10 protein-coding genes are annotated in these 16,430 nt (G+C 68.8%); 1 reads left to right on the top strand and 9 read right to left on the bottom strand.

What is annotated here, in order from left to right:
* Window positions 1-169: 169 nt before the first annotated feature.
* The 5 genes from HMPREF3115_RS24975 to HMPREF3115_RS24955 all read right to left on the bottom strand — a co-directional run bounded on the left by HMPREF3115_RS24975 (window position 170) and on the right by HMPREF3115_RS24955 (window position 7,004).
* On the bottom strand, window positions 170-814 hold the full coding sequence (locus HMPREF3115_RS24975; protein ID WP_006404668.1) for a response regulator: 645 nt from the start codon (window positions 812-814) through the stop codon (window positions 170-172).
* A gap of 27 nt (window positions 815-841) precedes the next feature.
* The gene (locus HMPREF3115_RS24970; RefSeq protein WP_006397522.1) at window positions 842-2,221 is read right to left on the bottom strand and encodes a cache domain-containing protein; all 1,380 of its coding nucleotides are present in this window, start codon (window positions 2,219-2,221) and stop codon (window positions 842-844) included.
* Between the two features lie 117 nt (window positions 2,222-2,338).
* Window positions 2,339-3,907, bottom strand: a complete 1,569-nt coding sequence (locus HMPREF3115_RS24965; protein WP_006404670.1) for a sensor domain-containing diguanylate cyclase — start codon at window positions 3,905-3,907, stop codon at window positions 2,339-2,341.
* 483 nt (window positions 3,908-4,390) lie between these two features.
* Window positions 4,391-6,565: a malate synthase G gene (locus HMPREF3115_RS24960; protein ID WP_070556521.1), complete on the bottom strand. Its 2,175-nt coding sequence runs from the start codon at window positions 6,563-6,565 to the stop codon at window positions 4,391-4,393.
* Between the two features lie 34 nt (window positions 6,566-6,599).
* Entirely contained in the window at window positions 6,600-7,004 is a 405-nt protein-coding gene (locus tag HMPREF3115_RS24955) for a GlcG/HbpS family heme-binding protein (RefSeq protein WP_070556519.1), read from the bottom strand.
* Between the two features lie 556 nt (window positions 7,005-7,560).
* Between HMPREF3115_RS24955 and HMPREF3115_RS24950 the strand changes: the two genes are divergently transcribed.
* Window positions 7,561-9,039 (top strand): nitronate monooxygenase, encoded by a 1,479-nt coding sequence (locus HMPREF3115_RS24950; protein WP_070556517.1) that lies wholly within the window; start codon window positions 7,561-7,563, stop codon window positions 9,037-9,039.
* A 15-nt stretch (window positions 9,040-9,054) separates the two neighbouring features.
* Here the strand turns inward: HMPREF3115_RS24950 and HMPREF3115_RS24945 are convergent, their stop codons facing one another.
* The 4 genes from HMPREF3115_RS24945 to HMPREF3115_RS24930 form a co-directional block, all read right to left on the bottom strand.
* Window positions 9,055-10,059 (bottom strand): chemotaxis protein CheB, encoded by a 1,005-nt coding sequence (locus HMPREF3115_RS24945; RefSeq protein WP_070556515.1) that lies wholly within the window; start codon window positions 10,057-10,059, stop codon window positions 9,055-9,057.
* Window positions 10,060-10,201: 142 nt separating this feature from the next.
* Window positions 10,202-14,344 (bottom strand): CheR family methyltransferase, encoded by a 4,143-nt coding sequence (locus tag HMPREF3115_RS24940; RefSeq protein ID WP_070556523.1) that lies wholly within the window; start codon window positions 14,342-14,344, stop codon window positions 10,202-10,204.
* A 346-nt stretch (window positions 14,345-14,690) separates the two neighbouring features.
* Complete coding sequence (locus HMPREF3115_RS24935; RefSeq protein ID WP_006404677.1) at window positions 14,691-15,542, bottom strand: carbohydrate ABC transporter permease; 852 nt, start codon at window positions 15,540-15,542, stop codon at window positions 14,691-14,693.
* Between the two features lie 16 nt (window positions 15,543-15,558).
* A partial coding sequence (locus tag HMPREF3115_RS24930; RefSeq protein ID WP_070556512.1) for a carbohydrate ABC transporter permease occupies window positions 15,559-16,430 on the bottom strand: 872 nt, incomplete at its 5' end.

The following is a 16,430-nucleotide window of genomic DNA, read 5'->3' as shown; positions in this document are numbered from 1 at the left end:
AAAGAACCTTAACTGAACGGCATTACGCCCTTGGGCGTCCTTTTTTATTGCGCGCGCGCCGCTTCGGCGACGCAGGCGCGGCGGCGCGGTCAGCGGCCGGCAGCCGCGCCCGCGTCATGCGCGGCGACTTCGCGCCCGGAACGACGCCACGCCGCGCGTCGGCCGGCCGCTAGCGCCGCCGATGCTCGACCGCGAACTTGATCAGTTCGGCCTGCCCTTCGATGTCGAGCTTGCGTTTCAGGTTGAGCCGGTGCGTTTCCACCGTGCGCACCGACAGCCCCGTCTGCTGCGCGATCTGCTTGCTCGACAGCCCTTCGGCGAGCGCATCGAGGATGTCGCGTTCGCGCGGCGTCAGCCGGTCGAGCGGCGACGCGGCCGCGCTCGCCTGGATCATCCGTGCGGCGAGCCCTTCGCTGAAGAAGGTTTGCCCCGCGAGCACCGCGCCGATTGCGCGCACGATCTCGCTGGCCGGCGAATCCTTCAGCAGATAGCCGCTCGCGCCCGCCCGCACGGCTTGCGTCACGTATTCGACGTTGTCGTGCATCGACAGCATCAGCACGCGGATCGCCGGAAATCGCTCGTGGAACACGCCGGCCAGCGCGATGCCGTTCATTCCGTTCATGCCGACGTCCATCAGCGCGAGATCGGGCTCGAGTTCGGCCGCGAGCGCAAGCGCCTCGTCAGCGTTGCCGGCTTCGCCGACCACGGACAGATCGGCCGCTTCGAGCCGCATGCGCAGCCCGTCGCGCACGAGCGGATGATCGTCGACGAGCAGCAGCCGGGCGGCGGGTCGGGCGGTGTCGGGGGCGCTCATAAGCGAAGAGTCTCCTGATGTAAGGCGTCACGCGTCGCGTAGCGGCACGCGCGCGGCCACGACGGTGTGGCCGACCTGCGACGTGATCGTCAGCGTGCCGCCGAGCGCGTCGAGGCGCTCGCGCATGTTGCGCAGCCCGATGCCGCGGCGCTCGTCGGCCTGCGAGCGCACGGCGTCGAAGCCGCAGCCGTTGTCGGCGATCGTCAGCGTGACCGACTGCGCGCCGACGTCGAGCGTGACGGCCGCACGCGACGCGTGCGCATGATGCACGATGTTGCTGAGCGCTTCCTGCGCGATCCGGAACAGCGCGGTGTTCACGGCTGCGGGCAGCGGCCGCGCGCCGCTGTGCGCGACCTGCGTGTAGCCGATGTCGATGCCGCTTTGCGCGCCGAATTCGCGGATCAGCTGATCGAGCGCCGCCGCGAGGCCGAGATCGTCGAGCATCGCCGGGCGCAGCGCGTGCGAGATGCGTCGCACCTCGCGCAGCGTGTCGCCGAGCCGCACGACGCCGGACGCGAGCGCGCGCTCGGCTTCCGGCACGCGCACCGTGCCGCGCTCGAAGCGCGCGAGCGCCGATTCGAGCATCAGCTTCGCGGACACCATCATCTGGCTGATCCCGTCGTGCAGCTCGCGCGACAGCCGCGCGCGCTCCTGCTCCTGCGATTCGACGACGCGCTGCGCGAGCTGCTTGAGCTTCGCATCGGCGCTGCGCGACTCGCTGACGTTCAGCACCAGCGCGCATACGGCGATCGCCGCGGCGCCGGTGAGCGCGATCGCGGTCAGCCAGCTCATCGTGCGCTCGATGTTCGCGGAGGCGCGGGCGTCGATCCGCTGCAGTGCGGTATCGACGTCGTCGAGATAGATGCCGGTGCCGACCATCCAGCCCCAGCGTTCGAGCGCGACCACGTAGCCGAGCTTCGGCGCCGGCTTGCCGGTCGACGGCCGTTGCCAGACGTAGCGCACGAAGCCGCCGCCGCGCGACGCGGCGCCGATCAGCTGCTGGATCGTCAGCGCGCCCTGCGGGTCGCGCATCGTCCAGAAGTTGTGGCCGACGCGCTCAGGCTCGCGCGGATGCATCAGCGCGTTGCCGTGCAGGTCGTACACGAAGAAATAGCCGTCCGGGCCGAAATCCATCTTCTGCAGCATCGCGAGCGCCTGCGTGCGCAGCATCGCGTCGTCGCGCCCGTTGCGGCCGGCCGCGTCGTACAGCGGCATGATCGCGCTGGTCGCGAGCTCGACGTAGTGCTTCAGCTCGACTTCTTTGCTCGACAGATACGCGGCCTGGATCGTCGCATGCTGCGTGCGCGCGAGCGACGTCGCCTGCTGGCGCACGCCGAAACCGATTCCGGCGATCGCGAGCAGGAACGGCACGATCGCCAGCAGGAAAATCTTGGCCTTGAGCTTCATGGTGACGCGGACGGATGCGCGCCGGCGACGGCCGGCACGCTTGCCGCCGGCGCGCGGCCGGCGGAGCGAGCCGGTATTGTCGACGATTTTGCGCGCGCGGGTGCGGCGCGCGTGCGCTCAGGCCGTGCGCGGCGCGTAATGCCGGCCCGCGTGCGCGGCCGTGAGCACGACGACGCGGTTGCGGCCGGTTTCCTTCGCGCGGTACAGCGCGTCGTCGGCGAGCTTCAGCGCGGCGTGCATGTTGTCGTCGCGGTCCGGCCGGCAGGTCGCGACGCCGATGCTCGCGGTCAGGCAGCCGAACGCGCTGCCGTCGTGCCGGATCCCGAGTTCGAGAATGCTCGTGCGGATCGTCTCCGCGATGGTCACCGCGCCGTCGCTGCCGATATCGGGCAGGATCACGACGAATTCCTCGCCGCCGTAGCGGGCCGCATAGTCGGCCGGGCGGCGCAGGCAGCCGGCGATGCAGCGGCCGACCGCGGCGAGCGCGTCGTCGCCGGCCTGATGGCCCTGCGAGTCGTTGTAGCGCTTGAAGTGATCGACGTCGACGAACAGCAGCGACAGCGCGTGCTGCGAGCGCGCGGCGCGCCGCCATTCGCGCGCGAGCGTCACGTCGAGCATCCGGCGGTTGTCGAGCCCGGTCAGGCCGTCGGTGCGCGCAAGCGCCTGCAGCTCGGTTTCCGCGCGATGGCGCTTGCGCAACTGCACGTCGAGCAGCAGCGACAGGCCGACGAAGCCCAGCGCAAGCAGCGCCATCGCCGAACCGATCGGGATCGCGCGGTCGTACCACGCCGCATAGATCTCCGACTCGGATTCGGCCACCATCATGATCAGCGGCAGGTTGTCGAGGTGCCGGAACGCATACAGCCGCCGCACGCCGTCGATCGACGCCCTATCGAAAAAGCTGCCTTCGCGCGCGCGCATGAACTGACGGAACGTGCTCGCCTGACTGATGTTGCGGCCGACGATCTTCGCGTCGTACGGCTCGCGCATCACCATCACGCCGTTCGTACCGATCAGCGACATCGCGCCGCGATCGCCGAGCGCGAGGCGCGAGAACAGGTCGCGGAAATATTCGAGGCGGATCGACATCACCGCGATGCCGCCGAACGATCCGTCCGCACGCGTGATGCGCCGGCTGAGCGCGATGCTCGGCGAGCCGCCGCGCAGCCGCGAGTGGTATGGATCGCTGACGTAGAGCCCGACGTCGGGCCGGTCGCGATGCACGGTGAAGTACGGCGCGTCCGCGAAATTCGCGTTGCGCGGCACGTCGCTCTTGCCGTCGACCGCGATGTTGCCGCGGCTGTCGAGCACATAGATGCCGCCGAGATAGCGCGCGGTCGTCGCGCGGTCGAACAGCACCTGCCGGCGCAACGGCATCGGCAGCGCGACGATCGCCGGATCGTTTTCGCCTTCGACGACGGCCTGCAGCGACAGCGAATAGATCTCGATGTTGCGCTCGATGTCCCACGACGCCATCAGCACGAGATTCTGCAGCGTCGTGCGTGCGCGCTCGCGCGCGTCGATGCGGCCCTCGTACAGCACGATTGCGCACAGCAGCATCAGCAGCAGTGCGATCAGCAGGCCGGAATAGAAGATCAGGTGCGGCAGCAGCAGCCGGCGCAGGTGCGTCGCGACGCGGCTCGTCAGGCCGGATTCGCGGGGCATTGCGTAGTCGGTTTCTGCCATGGTTCGTGGATCGTCGGGCATCGGCGGCGCGCCGATGCGGTGGTTCGCAAGGGAGGCTGACGACGAGCCGGCACGCTATCGCACGCGGCTGGACAACAGGCGGACGCGCGAAGCGGGTGCTGCGCGTTCCGACATCACCCTCCCGGTCGGTGGAGACGATGGGCGCCGACGATCGGCAGGCGCCGGCACAGCCGGCCGGCGGATCGTGCATCAGGTGACAGCCTGGCCGCCGATTCGGGCGCGCGGCGGTCGCGGGATGCATTGAACTGAGTATAACGCGCACGTCGGAGCGTGCGAAAAAGGTCGCGAACGATTGATCCGCGTCAAGCCGCGGCGATTTGGCGGCTTGCGTTCGGCGAGCGTGCGCGGCGGTGCGCGACGATGCAGCCGCATACGAAGGCCGGCGCCCGCGCAAACGAAAAACGGGCGGCCGTGGCCGCCCGTCGAAGCACGCGCAATGCGGGCGCTCGCCCGCCTCCGCGCTTAGGCCTGTGCCTGCTGCGCCTTGAACGCGAGCCGGAACCGGTGCAGCAGCGGCTCCGTATAGCCGCTCGGCTGCGACGTGCCCTGCAGCGCGAGCGCGCAGGCAGCCTGGAACGCGACCGACCGATCGTAGTCGGGCGCCATCGGACGATAGTTCGGGTCGCCCGCGTTTTGCTGGTCGACGACGCGCGCCATCCGCTTGAACACGTCGAGCACGAACGCCTCGGTGATCACGCCGTGACGCAGCCAGTTCGCGATGTGCTGGCTCGAGATGCGCAGCGTGGCGCGGTCTTCCATCAGGCCGACGTCGTGGATGTCGGGCACCTTCGAGCAGCCGACGCCCTGTTCGACCCACCGCACGACGTAGCCGAGAATGCCCTGCGCGTTGTTTTCGACTTCGCGCAGGATCTCTTCGTCGCTCCACGCGGCACGCTCGACGACCGGCACGGTCAGCAGCCCGTCGAGCAGCGCGTCGCGCTCGCTTGCGTACGGCGTCTTTTCGAGTGCCTGCTGGACGGCCTGCACGTCGACGAGATGGTAGTGCAGCGCATGCAGCGTCGCGGCGGTCGGCGAGGGCACCCATGCGGTGTTCGCGCCCGCGCGCGGATGCGCGATCTTTTGTTCCAGCATCGCGTGCATCAGGTCGGGCATCGCCCACATCCCCTTGCCGATCTGCGCGCGCCCGCGCAGCCCGGCCGACAGCCCCGCGAGCACGTTGTTGCGCTCGTACGCGGCGATCCACGCGGACGACTTCATGTCGCCCTTGCGGATCATCGGCCCCGCTTCCATCGCGCTGTGCATCTCGTCGCCGGTGCGGTCGAGGAAGCCCGTGTTGATGAATGCGACGCGCGCGGCCGCGGCCGCGATGCAGGCGGCGAGGTTCACGCTGGTGCGGCGCTCCTCGTCCATGATGCCCATCTTCAGCGTATTGCGCGGCAGCCCGTACAGATCCTCGATGCGCGCGAACAGCGTATCGGCGAACGCGACTTCGGCCGGACCGTGCATCTTCGGCTTCACGATGTAGATCGAGCCGGTGCGCGAATTGCGCTTCGACTTCAGGTCGTGCAGCGCGCAGAGCGTCGTGACGACGCCGTCGAGGATGCCTTCCGGAATCTCGTTGCCGTCGCGATCGAGCACCGCGCCGATCGTCATCAGGTGCCCGACGTTGCGCACGAACAGCAGCGAGCGGCCGTGCAGCGTCAGCGTGCCGCCGTCGGGCGTCGTGTATTCGCGGTCCGCGTTCAGGCGGCGCGTGAACGTCTTGCCGCCCTTCGACACTTCCTCCACCAGCGTGCCCTGCATCAGCCCGAGCCAGTTACGGTACAGCTGCACCTTGTCCTCGGCGTCGACGGCCGCGACCGAATCCTCGCAGTCGATGATCGTGCTGACCGCCGCTTCGAGCACGACGTCCTTCACGTTCGCGACGTCCGCGCGGCCGATCGGCGTCGATCCGTCGATCTGGATCTCGAGATGGAGCCCGTTGTGCTTCAGCAGGATCGCGGCGGGTGCATCGGCCGCGCCCTGATAGCCGACGAATTGCGCGGGCTGCGCGAGGTACACGATGCCCTTGCCGGTCTCGACGGCGAGCTGGCCGTCCTGCACGCGATAGCGCAGCGCGTCGCGGTGCGACGCACCGGCGAGCGGCGCCGCGTTGTCGAGCACGTTGCGCGCGTAGTCGATCGCGCGCTGGCCGCGCGTCGGGTTGTACGTTGCGGTGCGCTCGGCGCCGTTGTCTTCCGGCAGCGCGTCGGTGCCGTACAGCGCGTCGTACAGGCTGCCCCAGCGCGCGTTTGCCGCGTTCAGCGCATAGCGCGCGTTCGACAGCGGCACGACGAGCTGCGGGCCGGCCTGCGTCGCGATTTCGCTGTCGACGTTCGCGGTCGTAGCCGCGACGTTGGCCGGCGTCGGCACCAGGTAGCCGATCTGCTCGAGGAACGCGCGATAGGCGGCGAGGTCGCGCACCGGGCCGGGGTGCGCGCGATGCCAGGCGTCGAGTTCGCTTTGCAGACGGTCGCGCTCGGCGAGCAGCTCGCGGTTGCGCGGCGCAAGGTCGTGCACCAGTGCGGAGAAGCCGCGCCAGAACGCGGCCGTGTCGATGCCGGTGCCCGGCAGCGCTTCGTTTTCGATGAACTGGCTCAGCGCTGGCGCGACTTGCAGTCCGTCATGGTCGATCATCGTGAATCCTCCCGGGGAAAAATGCGCGCGCGGATCAGTCCGCGACGCTTTGTGCGCCGGCACGGGCGATCTGCACGTCCTGCACGGACTTCACGCCCGACACGCCGATCGCGCCCGCGACGCGGCCGCCGGCCGCCACCGGCACGCCGCCTTCGAGCAAGCCCGACAGCGGCGCGCTGAGAAACGCGGTGCGGCCACCGTTGATCATATCCTCATACGCCTTTGTGTCGCGCCGGCCGAGTGCCGCCGCGCGCGCCTTGTCCTGCGCGATCGCCGCGCTCGCGGGCGACGCGCCGTCGAGCCGCGCGAAGGCGAGCAGATGGCCGCCGTCGTCGACGACCGCAATCGATACGGCCCAGCCGTTGCGTTCGGCCTCCGCGCGTGCGGCGGCGAGGATGCGGTCGGTGTCGGCGAGTTCGAGTTCGGGCTTCGTTTGCATCAGGCTCCTCCGGCATCGTCGGTCGGGTGATCGGTCGGACGGCGCCGCGTGCGATGCAGTGGCGCACGCGCGTGCGGCCGGTGCCGCCCGGAAAAGTCTGGCAGCCGACGTTCACACTGACAATCCGGTCCGGTCCGGTCCGGTCCGGTCCGGTCTCGCCGAGCCGTTTCACACGCGTCGGGCGGCTCGGCCGCGATGGCTCTTGTGAGGTCGCGCGTGCGCTGGCGCGCGCTGCGCCTTGTCCGCCTACACGGGGTCCGACCGCAGCAGACCCTCGTATTCCTTCACGAACGCGCGGCGGCCGTGCGAGATCGGCACGATCGCTTCGGCGTGCGCCTCGATGGCGGTCTACCATGGGTCGATGTGGCGGCGCGCAGCGCGTGCGTTCGGTGCCTCGATTCGAAGGACGGACGTGGTCGGGCCGGAACGAACGGCATCGATGATGCCGATCAAGCGAACTGCGCCGGCACGGCGGGCGTATGGATCGATATGTCACAATGTGATCCATTCGGCGAACGCCCCGCGATGCGCCGCCGACTCAGCAAGGAGGACGTGCATGTCGAATCCAGTGCGTGGCGACGGGCCCGACGCCCGCGCCGTCCAGATCCTGCATCGCCCCGTCTGCGACCTGCTCGGCTGCACGTGGCCCATCGTGCTGGCCGGGATGGGCGGCGTGGCGCGCTCGGCGCTCGCGAGCGCCGTGAGTGCGGCCGGCGGATTCGGTTTTCTCGGCATGGTGCGCGAACCGGTCGAGCTGATCCGCCGCGAGGTGCAGCAGGTGCGCGCGGCCACCGACCGCCCGTTCGGCGTCAATCTGATTCCCGCAGCGACGCCGCCCGAACTGCTCGATGCGCAACTCGACGCGTGCATCGAACTGCGCGTACCGGTCGTCGCGCTGTTTTGGGACGTGATGCCGGCTATCGTGCGCCGGCTGCCCGACGCGGGCATTCGCGTCGTGCATCAGGTCGGCTCCGTCGACGATGCGCGTGCGGCCGCAGCGGCCGGCGTCGACGCGCTGATCGTGCAGGGGCACGAAGCCGGCGGCCATGTGCGCGGCGACCGGCCGCTAACGGCGCTGCTGCCGGACGTCGTCGGCGCGGTGCCGGTGCCGGTGCTCGCGGCCGGCGGCATCGTCGACGGTGCCGGCGTGGCCGCCGCGATGGCGCTCGGCGCGCAGGGCGCGGCGATCGGCACCGCATTTCTCGCGACGTACGAATCGTTCGCGCACGCGTATCACAAGCAGCGGATCGTCGATGCGCACGACGGCGACACGCTGCTCACCGACATCTTCCATATCAACTGGCCGCGCGGCGCGAAGGTCCGCGTGCTGCCGTCGAGCGTGACGCGCGGCGAGCGCGGCGATCCGTTCGGCGACGCGCGCGTCGTGATCGGCGATGAGGAAGGGCGTCCGATCTATCTGTTCAGCACCGATTCGCCGCTGCGCACGATGACGGGCGATTTCGAGGCGATGGCGCTGTATGCGGGCACGGGCGCCGGGCAGATCGGCGCGGTCGAGCCGGCGGCCGACGTGTTGCGCCGAATCGTGCGCGATGCGGCGGCGATCCTCGAATCGCGCGCGGCCGCGCCCTCGGGCCACGACGCGGACGCGCAGCGCGCCGCGTTGCTGGCCGCGCTCGACGAACTGCTCGAAGCGGAGCGCGCGGGCGCGCGCGTCGCGTCGGAAACGGCGGCGGAAGTGTCGGACGACGACGCGCTGCATCGGCTGATCGCGCATATTCGTCAGGACGAAGCGCACTGGTGCAGCGTGCTCGTCGATGCCATCCGCACGCTCGGCGCGACGCCGACACGCGCGACGGGCGCGTTCTACGAAAAGGCGATGGCGATCGACGATCTCGCGGAGCGAATGGCGTTTCTGAATCGCGGCCAGCGCTGGGTGGTGCGCAAGCTGCAAGCGTTGCTGCCGACGCTCGCGGACCGCGATATGCATGAGGCGCTGACGCAGATGCTGGTCGCGCACGAGAAGAACATCGGCGCGGTCGACGTACGGCTGAGGGACGGCGGCGTGCACGGATAGCGCCGCGCGCGACGGTCACCCTGTCTCGCGGCCATGCGTTGCTACATGCAGCGCTTGGCGCAGCACGTCGGCGAGCTGCCGGTTTTCGTCGATGCGCGCCTGCTCGATCGCCTCGTCTTCCGCGTTGCCCGTGCGGCGCGCCCACTCCTGCCGCTCGCGCGCAAAGATCATCCGCTCGTTGACGGCGCGGATCGCGGCCCAGATCGCATCTTCCGCCTTCTGCGCCTCCGCATCGTCGAGCGAAAGCGCCGAGAACGCGTGCCCGGTATGGCACCGATAGCGCAAGGGGCGATCGTCGCGCATGCGCCATAGCGCGCCGCTGCAGCTCGGGCACGTGAGCGCCGAACGCTCGCCGATCGCGTCGAGCAATTGGGGCGTGAGGAAGCGGCCCTCGGCGATTCGACTTTCGTCGTCCAGTGTGCGCAAATCCGCCATCGTCCGGCCCTCCTCGCCGCGTGCGCCATAGACCGCCGCATGAATCGTGTGCGCCAGTTCGTCGGCCGTCGCGACGGCGTCCGCGCCGGCGGCGCCCAGCGCGGCGCGCGGCATCGACGGCGCCTCGCATTCGTCGGGATGCTGGACGATGCCGTAACCGCCGTGGGCGCGAATCGCCGCGAGGCCGGCGGACCCGTCGTCGAGATCGCCGCTCAGCACGACGCCGACCGCGCCCGGCCCGTATTCGCGCGCGGCCGACCGGAACAGCGGATCGGCCGCGGGCCGCGCGTAGTTTTCGGCGGCCGTGTCGAGCAGATGCAGCCGGCCGCCGCGCAGCACCATGTGCCGGTCGGGCGGCGCAACGTAGATTCTTCCCGGATGCGGGTGCTCGCCGTGTCGGGCGTGGGTGGCCTCCAGCCGGCCCCAGCGCGTCAGCAGCTCCGGCAGAATCGACCGGTGCCGGCCGATGTGCTGCACGATGCAGATCGGCACGGGGAAGCCTTCGGGCAGGTCGGTCACGAGCGTCCGGAGTACCGGCAATCCGCCCCTCGACGACGCGACGACGACGACATCTCGATGGTCCATGGCACCCTCCTTGCGGATCGACGCGCAAGGCGGGTGCCCGATGCGGACGTCGGGCGCGGGGGCCCGGTGGACGAAACCATGCGTGCCCGCGCGACGCCGCCGCAGGCCCGCAGGCCGACGCGCGCCGCACGGTTGCAACAGCTCAGCGCGGTTCGGCGAGGGCCGCGAGCAGCAAGCCGAAATCGAGCGGTTTCGGCAGATGCGTGTCGAATCCGGCTTCCGTCGCGGCGCCGACATCGGCCTCACGGTTGCGGCCCGTGAGCGCGATCGCTTTCAACCGCGCCCATTGCGGGTCGGCCTTGATCCGGCGCAGCAGCGCGTAGCCGTCCATGTCCGGCAGCCCGATGTCCGACACGATCGCATCGACGGGCCCTTGCGCGAGCATTTCCAGCGCCGCTGCGCCGCTCGCCGCGGTGCGCACCTCCGCGCCCGCCAGTTTCAGCAGGGTAGTGAGCGACAGCGCCGTCTCCGCATCGTCCTCGACGAGCAGCACGTGCAGGCCCGCGATGCGGCCCTCCGACGCACGGCGGTCGGCGGCCGCGATGCGTGTGTCGGCCGCGGCCGGCAACCACACCGTCATCGTGGTGCCGCGTCCGGGGCCGTCGGACGCCGCCGAAATCCGGCCGTCGTGCATTTCGACGAGCTGCCGGACCAGCGCGAGACCGATGCCGAGCCCGCCGCGCGTGCGATCGCGCGGCGCCTGGCGGAACATGTCGAACACGTGCGGAAGCGTGTCGCCGTCGATTCCCTGTCCGTCGTCGATCACGTCGACGCGCAGCATCCGCGCTTCATGCGTGAGCCGCACGACGATCCGGCCGCCCGCATGCGTGAACTTCAGCGCGTTCGACATCAGGTTCCAGAAAATCTGTTCGCAACGGATCGGATCGGCGAGTGCGATCGCCGGCTCGTCCGGGAACTCGGTTTGCAGCACGAGGCCGCGCGCATGTGCGTCGGCCTCGCACGTATCGACGATCGTGCGCAGCACCGCCGTCAGATCGACGCGCGACAGCTCGAGCGCGAGCTTGCCGGTGCGGATGCGGGACAGATCGAGCAGATCGTCGATGATCTGCGCCTGCGCGCGGACCGCCTGCCGGATCAGCTCGGCCGCTTCGCGCACCGCGGGAATGTCGCGCGTCTCGGGCAGGCGCGGCAGCATTTCCGCGCGCACGCCGATCAGGTTCAGCGGATGCCGCAATTCGTGCGACAGCACGGCGATGAATTCGTCCTTCAGCTGATTCGAACTGAGCGCCTGCTCGCGCGCGGCCTGCTCGCGCGCGAGCGCTTCGCGGTTCGCGTCCTCGCTGAGCTTGCGCTGCGTCAGGTCGCGGACGATCTTCGCGAAGCCGTTGAACGACGTATCGGAAATCGGCGTCACGACACCGCTGCAGAAAATCCGCCGCCCGTCCTTCGTGCGATGCCAGCGTTCGTCGTCCGCGCGGCCTTCGCGCGTCGCGACCTCGCGTTCGTGCGCCGGCACGCGCGCATGCCGGTCGTTCGGTTCGTAGATCAGCTCGACGTCCTGGCCGATCATTTCGTCTTCGGTATACCCGAAGATCCGTTCGGCCCCCGCATTCCAGCTCGCGATGATGCCGTTGCCGTCCTGGATGATGATCGCGTAGTCCTTCGTCGACTGCGCGACGAGGCGCAGCCGCTGCTCGCCGGCCCGCGCGGCTTCCTCCGCGTGGTGGCGATCCGTGACGTCGATCAGCGTGATCACCGCGCCGTCGATATGGTCGTCGGCGGTGCGATACGGCAGCAGCCGGATCAGATACCAGCGGCCGGCCTCGCTCTCGATCTCGCGTTCGATCAGCCGCAGCGACTGGAACGACTGGCGCACGTCGTCCGCGAGCGTGGGATAGCGCAGCGAATGGGTAATGTGAAACAGCGAGCGGCCGAGATCGCTGTCGATCAGGTTGAAGATCGCGGTCGCGTTCGGCGTGAAGCGCTTGATGCGGATTTCCTTGTCGACGAAAACGGTCGCGATCTCGCTCGACGCGATGATGTTGTGAAGATCGTCGTTGGCCTTGGCGGTGTCCTCGATCCGCGCCTGCATCTCGGCGTTCGCGGTCGTCAGCTCCTCGTTCACCGATTGCAGCTCTTCCTTGCTGCTTTCGAGTTCCTCGCTGGTCGAGCGCAGCTCCTCGTTGATCGCCTGCAGTTCCTCGTTCGACGCCTTCAGCTCCTCGACCGACGTCTCATACTGCTCGATGATCGTCGCGAGCTGCTCGCGGCTGTGCTGCAGTTCGTGCTCGAGCTGCGCAAGCACCGGATCCTGCCCGCTTGCTTCGGCCTGATCCTCGTCGGTCATGCGCCCGTCCACCTCGTCGAACACGACGAGCAGAAAGTCGGCGTTCGCGACCTTGTCGTGAAACGGCCGCACCGTCATGTTGATCCACGACACCTGCGTGTCGTGCGTCCACTTGACGCGGCGCGCCTCGACGCTCGTGCCCGTCTGCAGCGCGCGGAAGATGGCGGTGCGCAGATCGAGCCGCAGGTCCGGCAGCACGAGCGTCATGATGTTGCTCGACAGCTCGCCGCCGACGTGGCGCAGGAACCGGCCGGCGTTGTCCGACAGATGAACGACGTTCGATTCCTTGTCGATGATCACGCTGGGCGGCGAATACATTTCCAGTGCGCGTTGATGGAGTTCCGCATACGAGAAATTGCGCTGGACCGGGCTCGCCGGCGCGCGCAGCGTGGGTGTCGGCACGGGCCGCTCGTCGGCCGACCCCGATTCGACGTGCAGCAGCGGCGGGCAAGCCATCGCCGCTTTCGCGCGATGCGTGACGACGCGCGCCTGATAGATCCGGCGCTTCTTGTCGACGACGGTAAACAGATCGTCGGCCGCGTCGGCCGATTCCGCGGTGCCGAGGAACAGATAGCCGTTCGGGCGCAGCGCGAAGTGAAACAGCTCGAGGATCTGCCGCTGCACCGCCCGTTCGAGATAGATCAGCACGTTGCGGCACGAGATCAGATCGAGATGCGAGAACGGCGGATCGCGCAGCAGGCTGTGCGCGGCGAACAGAATGCGCTCGCGCACCGATTTCGCAATCACGAAGTGCGCGCCGTCGCGCGTGAAATACCGCTGCAGCAGCGGTTCGGGCACGTCGGCTGCGATCGACAGCGGATAGGAGCCCGTGCGCGCGCGTACGATCGCCGCTTCGTCGATGTCGGTCGCGAACACCTGGATCGCCTGGCTCGACACGGCCGTCTCGCGCGCGCGGGCGAGCAGCAGCGAGATCGAATACGCTTCCTCGCCCGTCGCGCAGCCGGCGACCCAGACGCGCACCTGTTCCTCGCCCGCATCCGGCGAGAACATCGACGCGATCACCTCCCGTTCGAGGAAGTCGAATGCGTCGCGATCGCGGAAGAACTGCGTGACGCCGATCAGCATGTCGGCGAGCAGCGCGTTCGCCTCGTCCGGCGTCGCGCGCAGGAAATCGCGGTACGCGAGCAGGTCGCGCTGCCCGTTGACCTGCATGCGCCGTTCGATCCGGCGCAGCACGGTCGCGCGCTTGTACAGCCGGAAGTCGTGCCCGGTGCGCACGCGCAAGTGCATCAGGATGTCCGACAGCGCGCGTTCGGGATCGTTGGCGCCCGGCCGGTCGAGATTCTGATGAACGTGCGCGAGCTCGAGCCCCTGTTGCTCGATGCGCCGCGCATTCGCCCACAGATCGAGCAGTTTCTGCGGCATCTCGGCGGCCGGCAGCACGATGTCCGCACCGGCGACCGAAATCGCGTGCTTCGGCATCTCCGCGTGTTCGGCGTCGTCGGGCGTCTGCGCGAGCGTGATCCCGCCGACTTCCTTGATGCGGCGCAGCCCGGCCGCGCCGTCGGAGCCCGTCCCGGACATCACGATGCCGATCGCGCGCGAATCGTGCGCGTCGGCCAGCGTCCGGAAAAAGTGGTCGATCGTCAGCGCGATGCCGCCCGACATCTCGCGCGGGCTGCAGCGAAGGCAGCCGTCCGACATTTCGAGCTGCATGCCGGGCGCGATCACGTAGATATGGTTCTTTTCGATCGGGACGGTGCTCGTCACCTGACGGACCGGCATGCCGGTCGTGTGCTGCAGCACGCTGTCCATGTGGCTGATCTGCTCCGGGGCCAGATGGACGATGACGACGAACGCCATTTCCATGCCGGTCGGCGCGTTCTCGAAGAAGGTCTGCAAGGCCGTCGTGCCGCCTGCCGATGCGCCGATGCCCACGATCGGAAAGGCCAGATCGCTTCTCAACGTCGCAGACGCGGGAAGCCGCTCCTGATCGGTAGGCTCTTGCCGTGCCATTGACTTCTCCTGATTGATGAGGTGAGACGACGCACCGTCGGTCGCCGGGCCGGCCGCGGAATCGCCGTCGTACGGGGCGCCGCGATCCCGCTCGCGATACTTTTCGCTGCGTTTTTGTGCGCATTGTACGGCACCGCGCGGGGCGTTCCGAGCGTCCGATGCGGCGTGGCTGCGCGTGTCCGAACGCCATTCGGCATGTGACGGGACGCCGCGTACGAGCGCGGGACCGCGCGACGCGACGCGATCGACGCGCGCCGGCTGCCGACGCAAAAAAGCCCGCCGAAGCGGGCAACCTCTCGATGCGGAGGGGGAGATTCGCTCGCGCGCGCCGCCGCGCGCGTTTCGTTCAGCCTTTCGTCGCGCCGAACGTGAGCCCCGCGACGAAATGCTTCTGCATCGCGAAGAACATCGCGACCGACGGCAGCGCCGCCAGAATCGAGCCGGCCGACACGAGGTTCCACGACGTCGTCCACTGTCCCTTCAGCGCGGCGACGCCCGCGGTAATGGGCGCGGCCTCGTCGCCCTGCGTCAGGCACAGCGCCCAGAAGTAGTCGTTCCAGACGAACGTGAACACCAGAATCGCGAGCGCGGCGAGCGCCGGCCGGATCAGCGGCAGCACGATGCGCCAGAACACCGTCCACTCGCCGGCGCCTTCGATGCGCGCGGCCTCGATCAGCTCGAACGGCAGCTGCTTGATGAAGTTTCGCAGGAACAGCGTGCAGAAGCCGGTCTGAAACGCGACGTGAAACAGGATCAGCGCCTCGACCGTATTGAAGACGCCGAGCCGCAGCGACAGGTCGCGCACCGGAATCATCAGCACCTGCACCGGCACGAAGTTGCCGGCGACGAACGTGCCGAACAGCGCGGTATTGCCGCGAAACCGGTAGGTCGCGAGCGCGAAGCCCGCCATCGCGGCGAGCGCGATCGAGCCGAGCACGGACGGCACCGTGATCTGCACGCTGTTCCAGAAGTAGTGCAGCATCGGCGACGTCGTCAATGCGTCGCGATAGTTCTCGATCATCGAGAAATGGCGCGGCCAGCCCCAGTAATGGCCTTCGACGAGCTCTTCGGTCGAGCGCACCGACGTGACGAACACTGCGATCAGCGGCAGCAGCCAGATCGCGAGCGCGACGGGCAGCGACAGCTTGTACAGCCGGCGCGTGACGGGTTTCCATTGGGCGACGGGTGTCGGAAACATGATGGCTCCCGGTAGGTCACTGCTCGTTGCGCAGCATTCGGCGCAACTGGAACGCGATGTAGACGAGCATGATCGCGAACAGCACGACCGCGATCGACGCGGAATAGCCGAGCCGGTAGTACTTGATCGCCTGGTCGTACATGTAATACGCGAGCACGGTCGAACTTTCGAACGGGCCGCCGCCCGTCATCACCGAAATCAGGTCGAAGCTGCGCAGCGCGCCGATCACGGTGACGACGATCGCCATGAACGTCGTCGGCCGCAGCTGCGGCAGCACGACGTGCCAGAGCAGCGCGAAGCCGCGCGCGCCTTCCATCCGCGCCGCTTCGATCTGCTCGGGGTTCAGCGACGTGAGGCCAGTGAGGTAAAGGATCATGCAGTACGCCGTCTGCGGCCACAGCGCGGCGAACACGACGCCGAGCGTCGCGTAGCGCGCGTCGCCGAGCACCGGGATCCCGTGCCCGGCGATCAGCGCGAGCAGCCCGAACGTCGGATCGTAGAACCACGAGAAGATCAGTCCCACGACGACGCCCGACAGCACGAACGGCGCGAAGAACAGCGACTTTACGAGCCGGATCCCGCCGACCGCCTGATTCAGGTACAGCGCGAGCGCGAGGCCGAGCGGCGGCGCGAGCATGAACAGCACGAGCCAGATCACGTTGTTGCGCAGCGCGGTGTAGAAGGTCGGCGCGTGCAGCAGCTCGACGTAGTTGGCGAGGCCGACGAACGTGCGCTCGGTCATCCCGTCCCAGTTGCAGAAGCTGAGCCACAGTGTCGACAGGATCGGCCAGATCACATAGACGGCAACCATCGCGCACGCCGGCGCGAGAAACAGCCAGGCGGCACGGCGCTGCCGCCGCGCGGCCGGCGACGGGCGGCGCGCGCGCG

This window comes from Burkholderia sp. HMSC10F09 (genome assembly GCF_001806955.1).
Classification (GTDB): domain Bacteria; phylum Pseudomonadota; class Gammaproteobacteria; order Burkholderiales; family Burkholderiaceae; genus Burkholderia; species Burkholderia multivorans.
This window is presented reverse-complemented; position numbering and strand designations above follow the sequence as displayed.

What these genes read in the sequence shown, in the direction of transcription:
- HMPREF3115_RS24975 (WP_006404668.1), bottom strand. Translation starts at nt 814, where the DNA reads ATGAGCGCCCCCGACACCGCCCGACCCGCCGCCCGGCTGCTGCTCGTC.
- HMPREF3115_RS24970 (WP_006397522.1), bottom strand. Translation starts at nt 2,221, where the DNA reads ATGAAGCTCAAGGCCAAGATTTTCCTGCTGGCGATCGTGCCGTTCCTG.
- HMPREF3115_RS24965 (WP_006404670.1), bottom strand. Translation starts at nt 3,907, where the DNA reads ATGGCAGAAACCGACTACGCAATGCCCCGCGAATCCGGCCTGACGAGC.
- HMPREF3115_RS24960 (WP_070556521.1), bottom strand. Translation starts at nt 6,565, where the DNA reads ATGATCGACCATGACGGACTGCAAGTCGCGCCAGCGCTGAGCCAGTTC.
- HMPREF3115_RS24955 (WP_070556519.1), bottom strand. Translation starts at nt 7,004, where the DNA reads ATGCAAACGAAGCCCGAACTCGAACTCGCCGACACCGACCGCATCCTC.
- HMPREF3115_RS24950 (WP_070556517.1), top strand. Translation starts at nt 7,561, where the DNA reads ATGTCGAATCCAGTGCGTGGCGACGGGCCCGACGCCCGCGCCGTCCAG.
- HMPREF3115_RS24945 (WP_070556515.1), bottom strand. Translation starts at nt 10,059, where the DNA reads ATGGACCATCGAGATGTCGTCGTCGTCGCGTCGTCGAGGGGCGGATTG.
- HMPREF3115_RS24940 (WP_070556523.1), bottom strand. Translation starts at nt 14,344, where the DNA reads ATGGCACGGCAAGAGCCTACCGATCAGGAGCGGCTTCCCGCGTCTGCG.
- HMPREF3115_RS24935 (WP_006404677.1), bottom strand. Translation starts at nt 15,542, where the DNA reads ATGTTTCCGACACCCGTCGCCCAATGGAAACCCGTCACGCGCCGGCTG.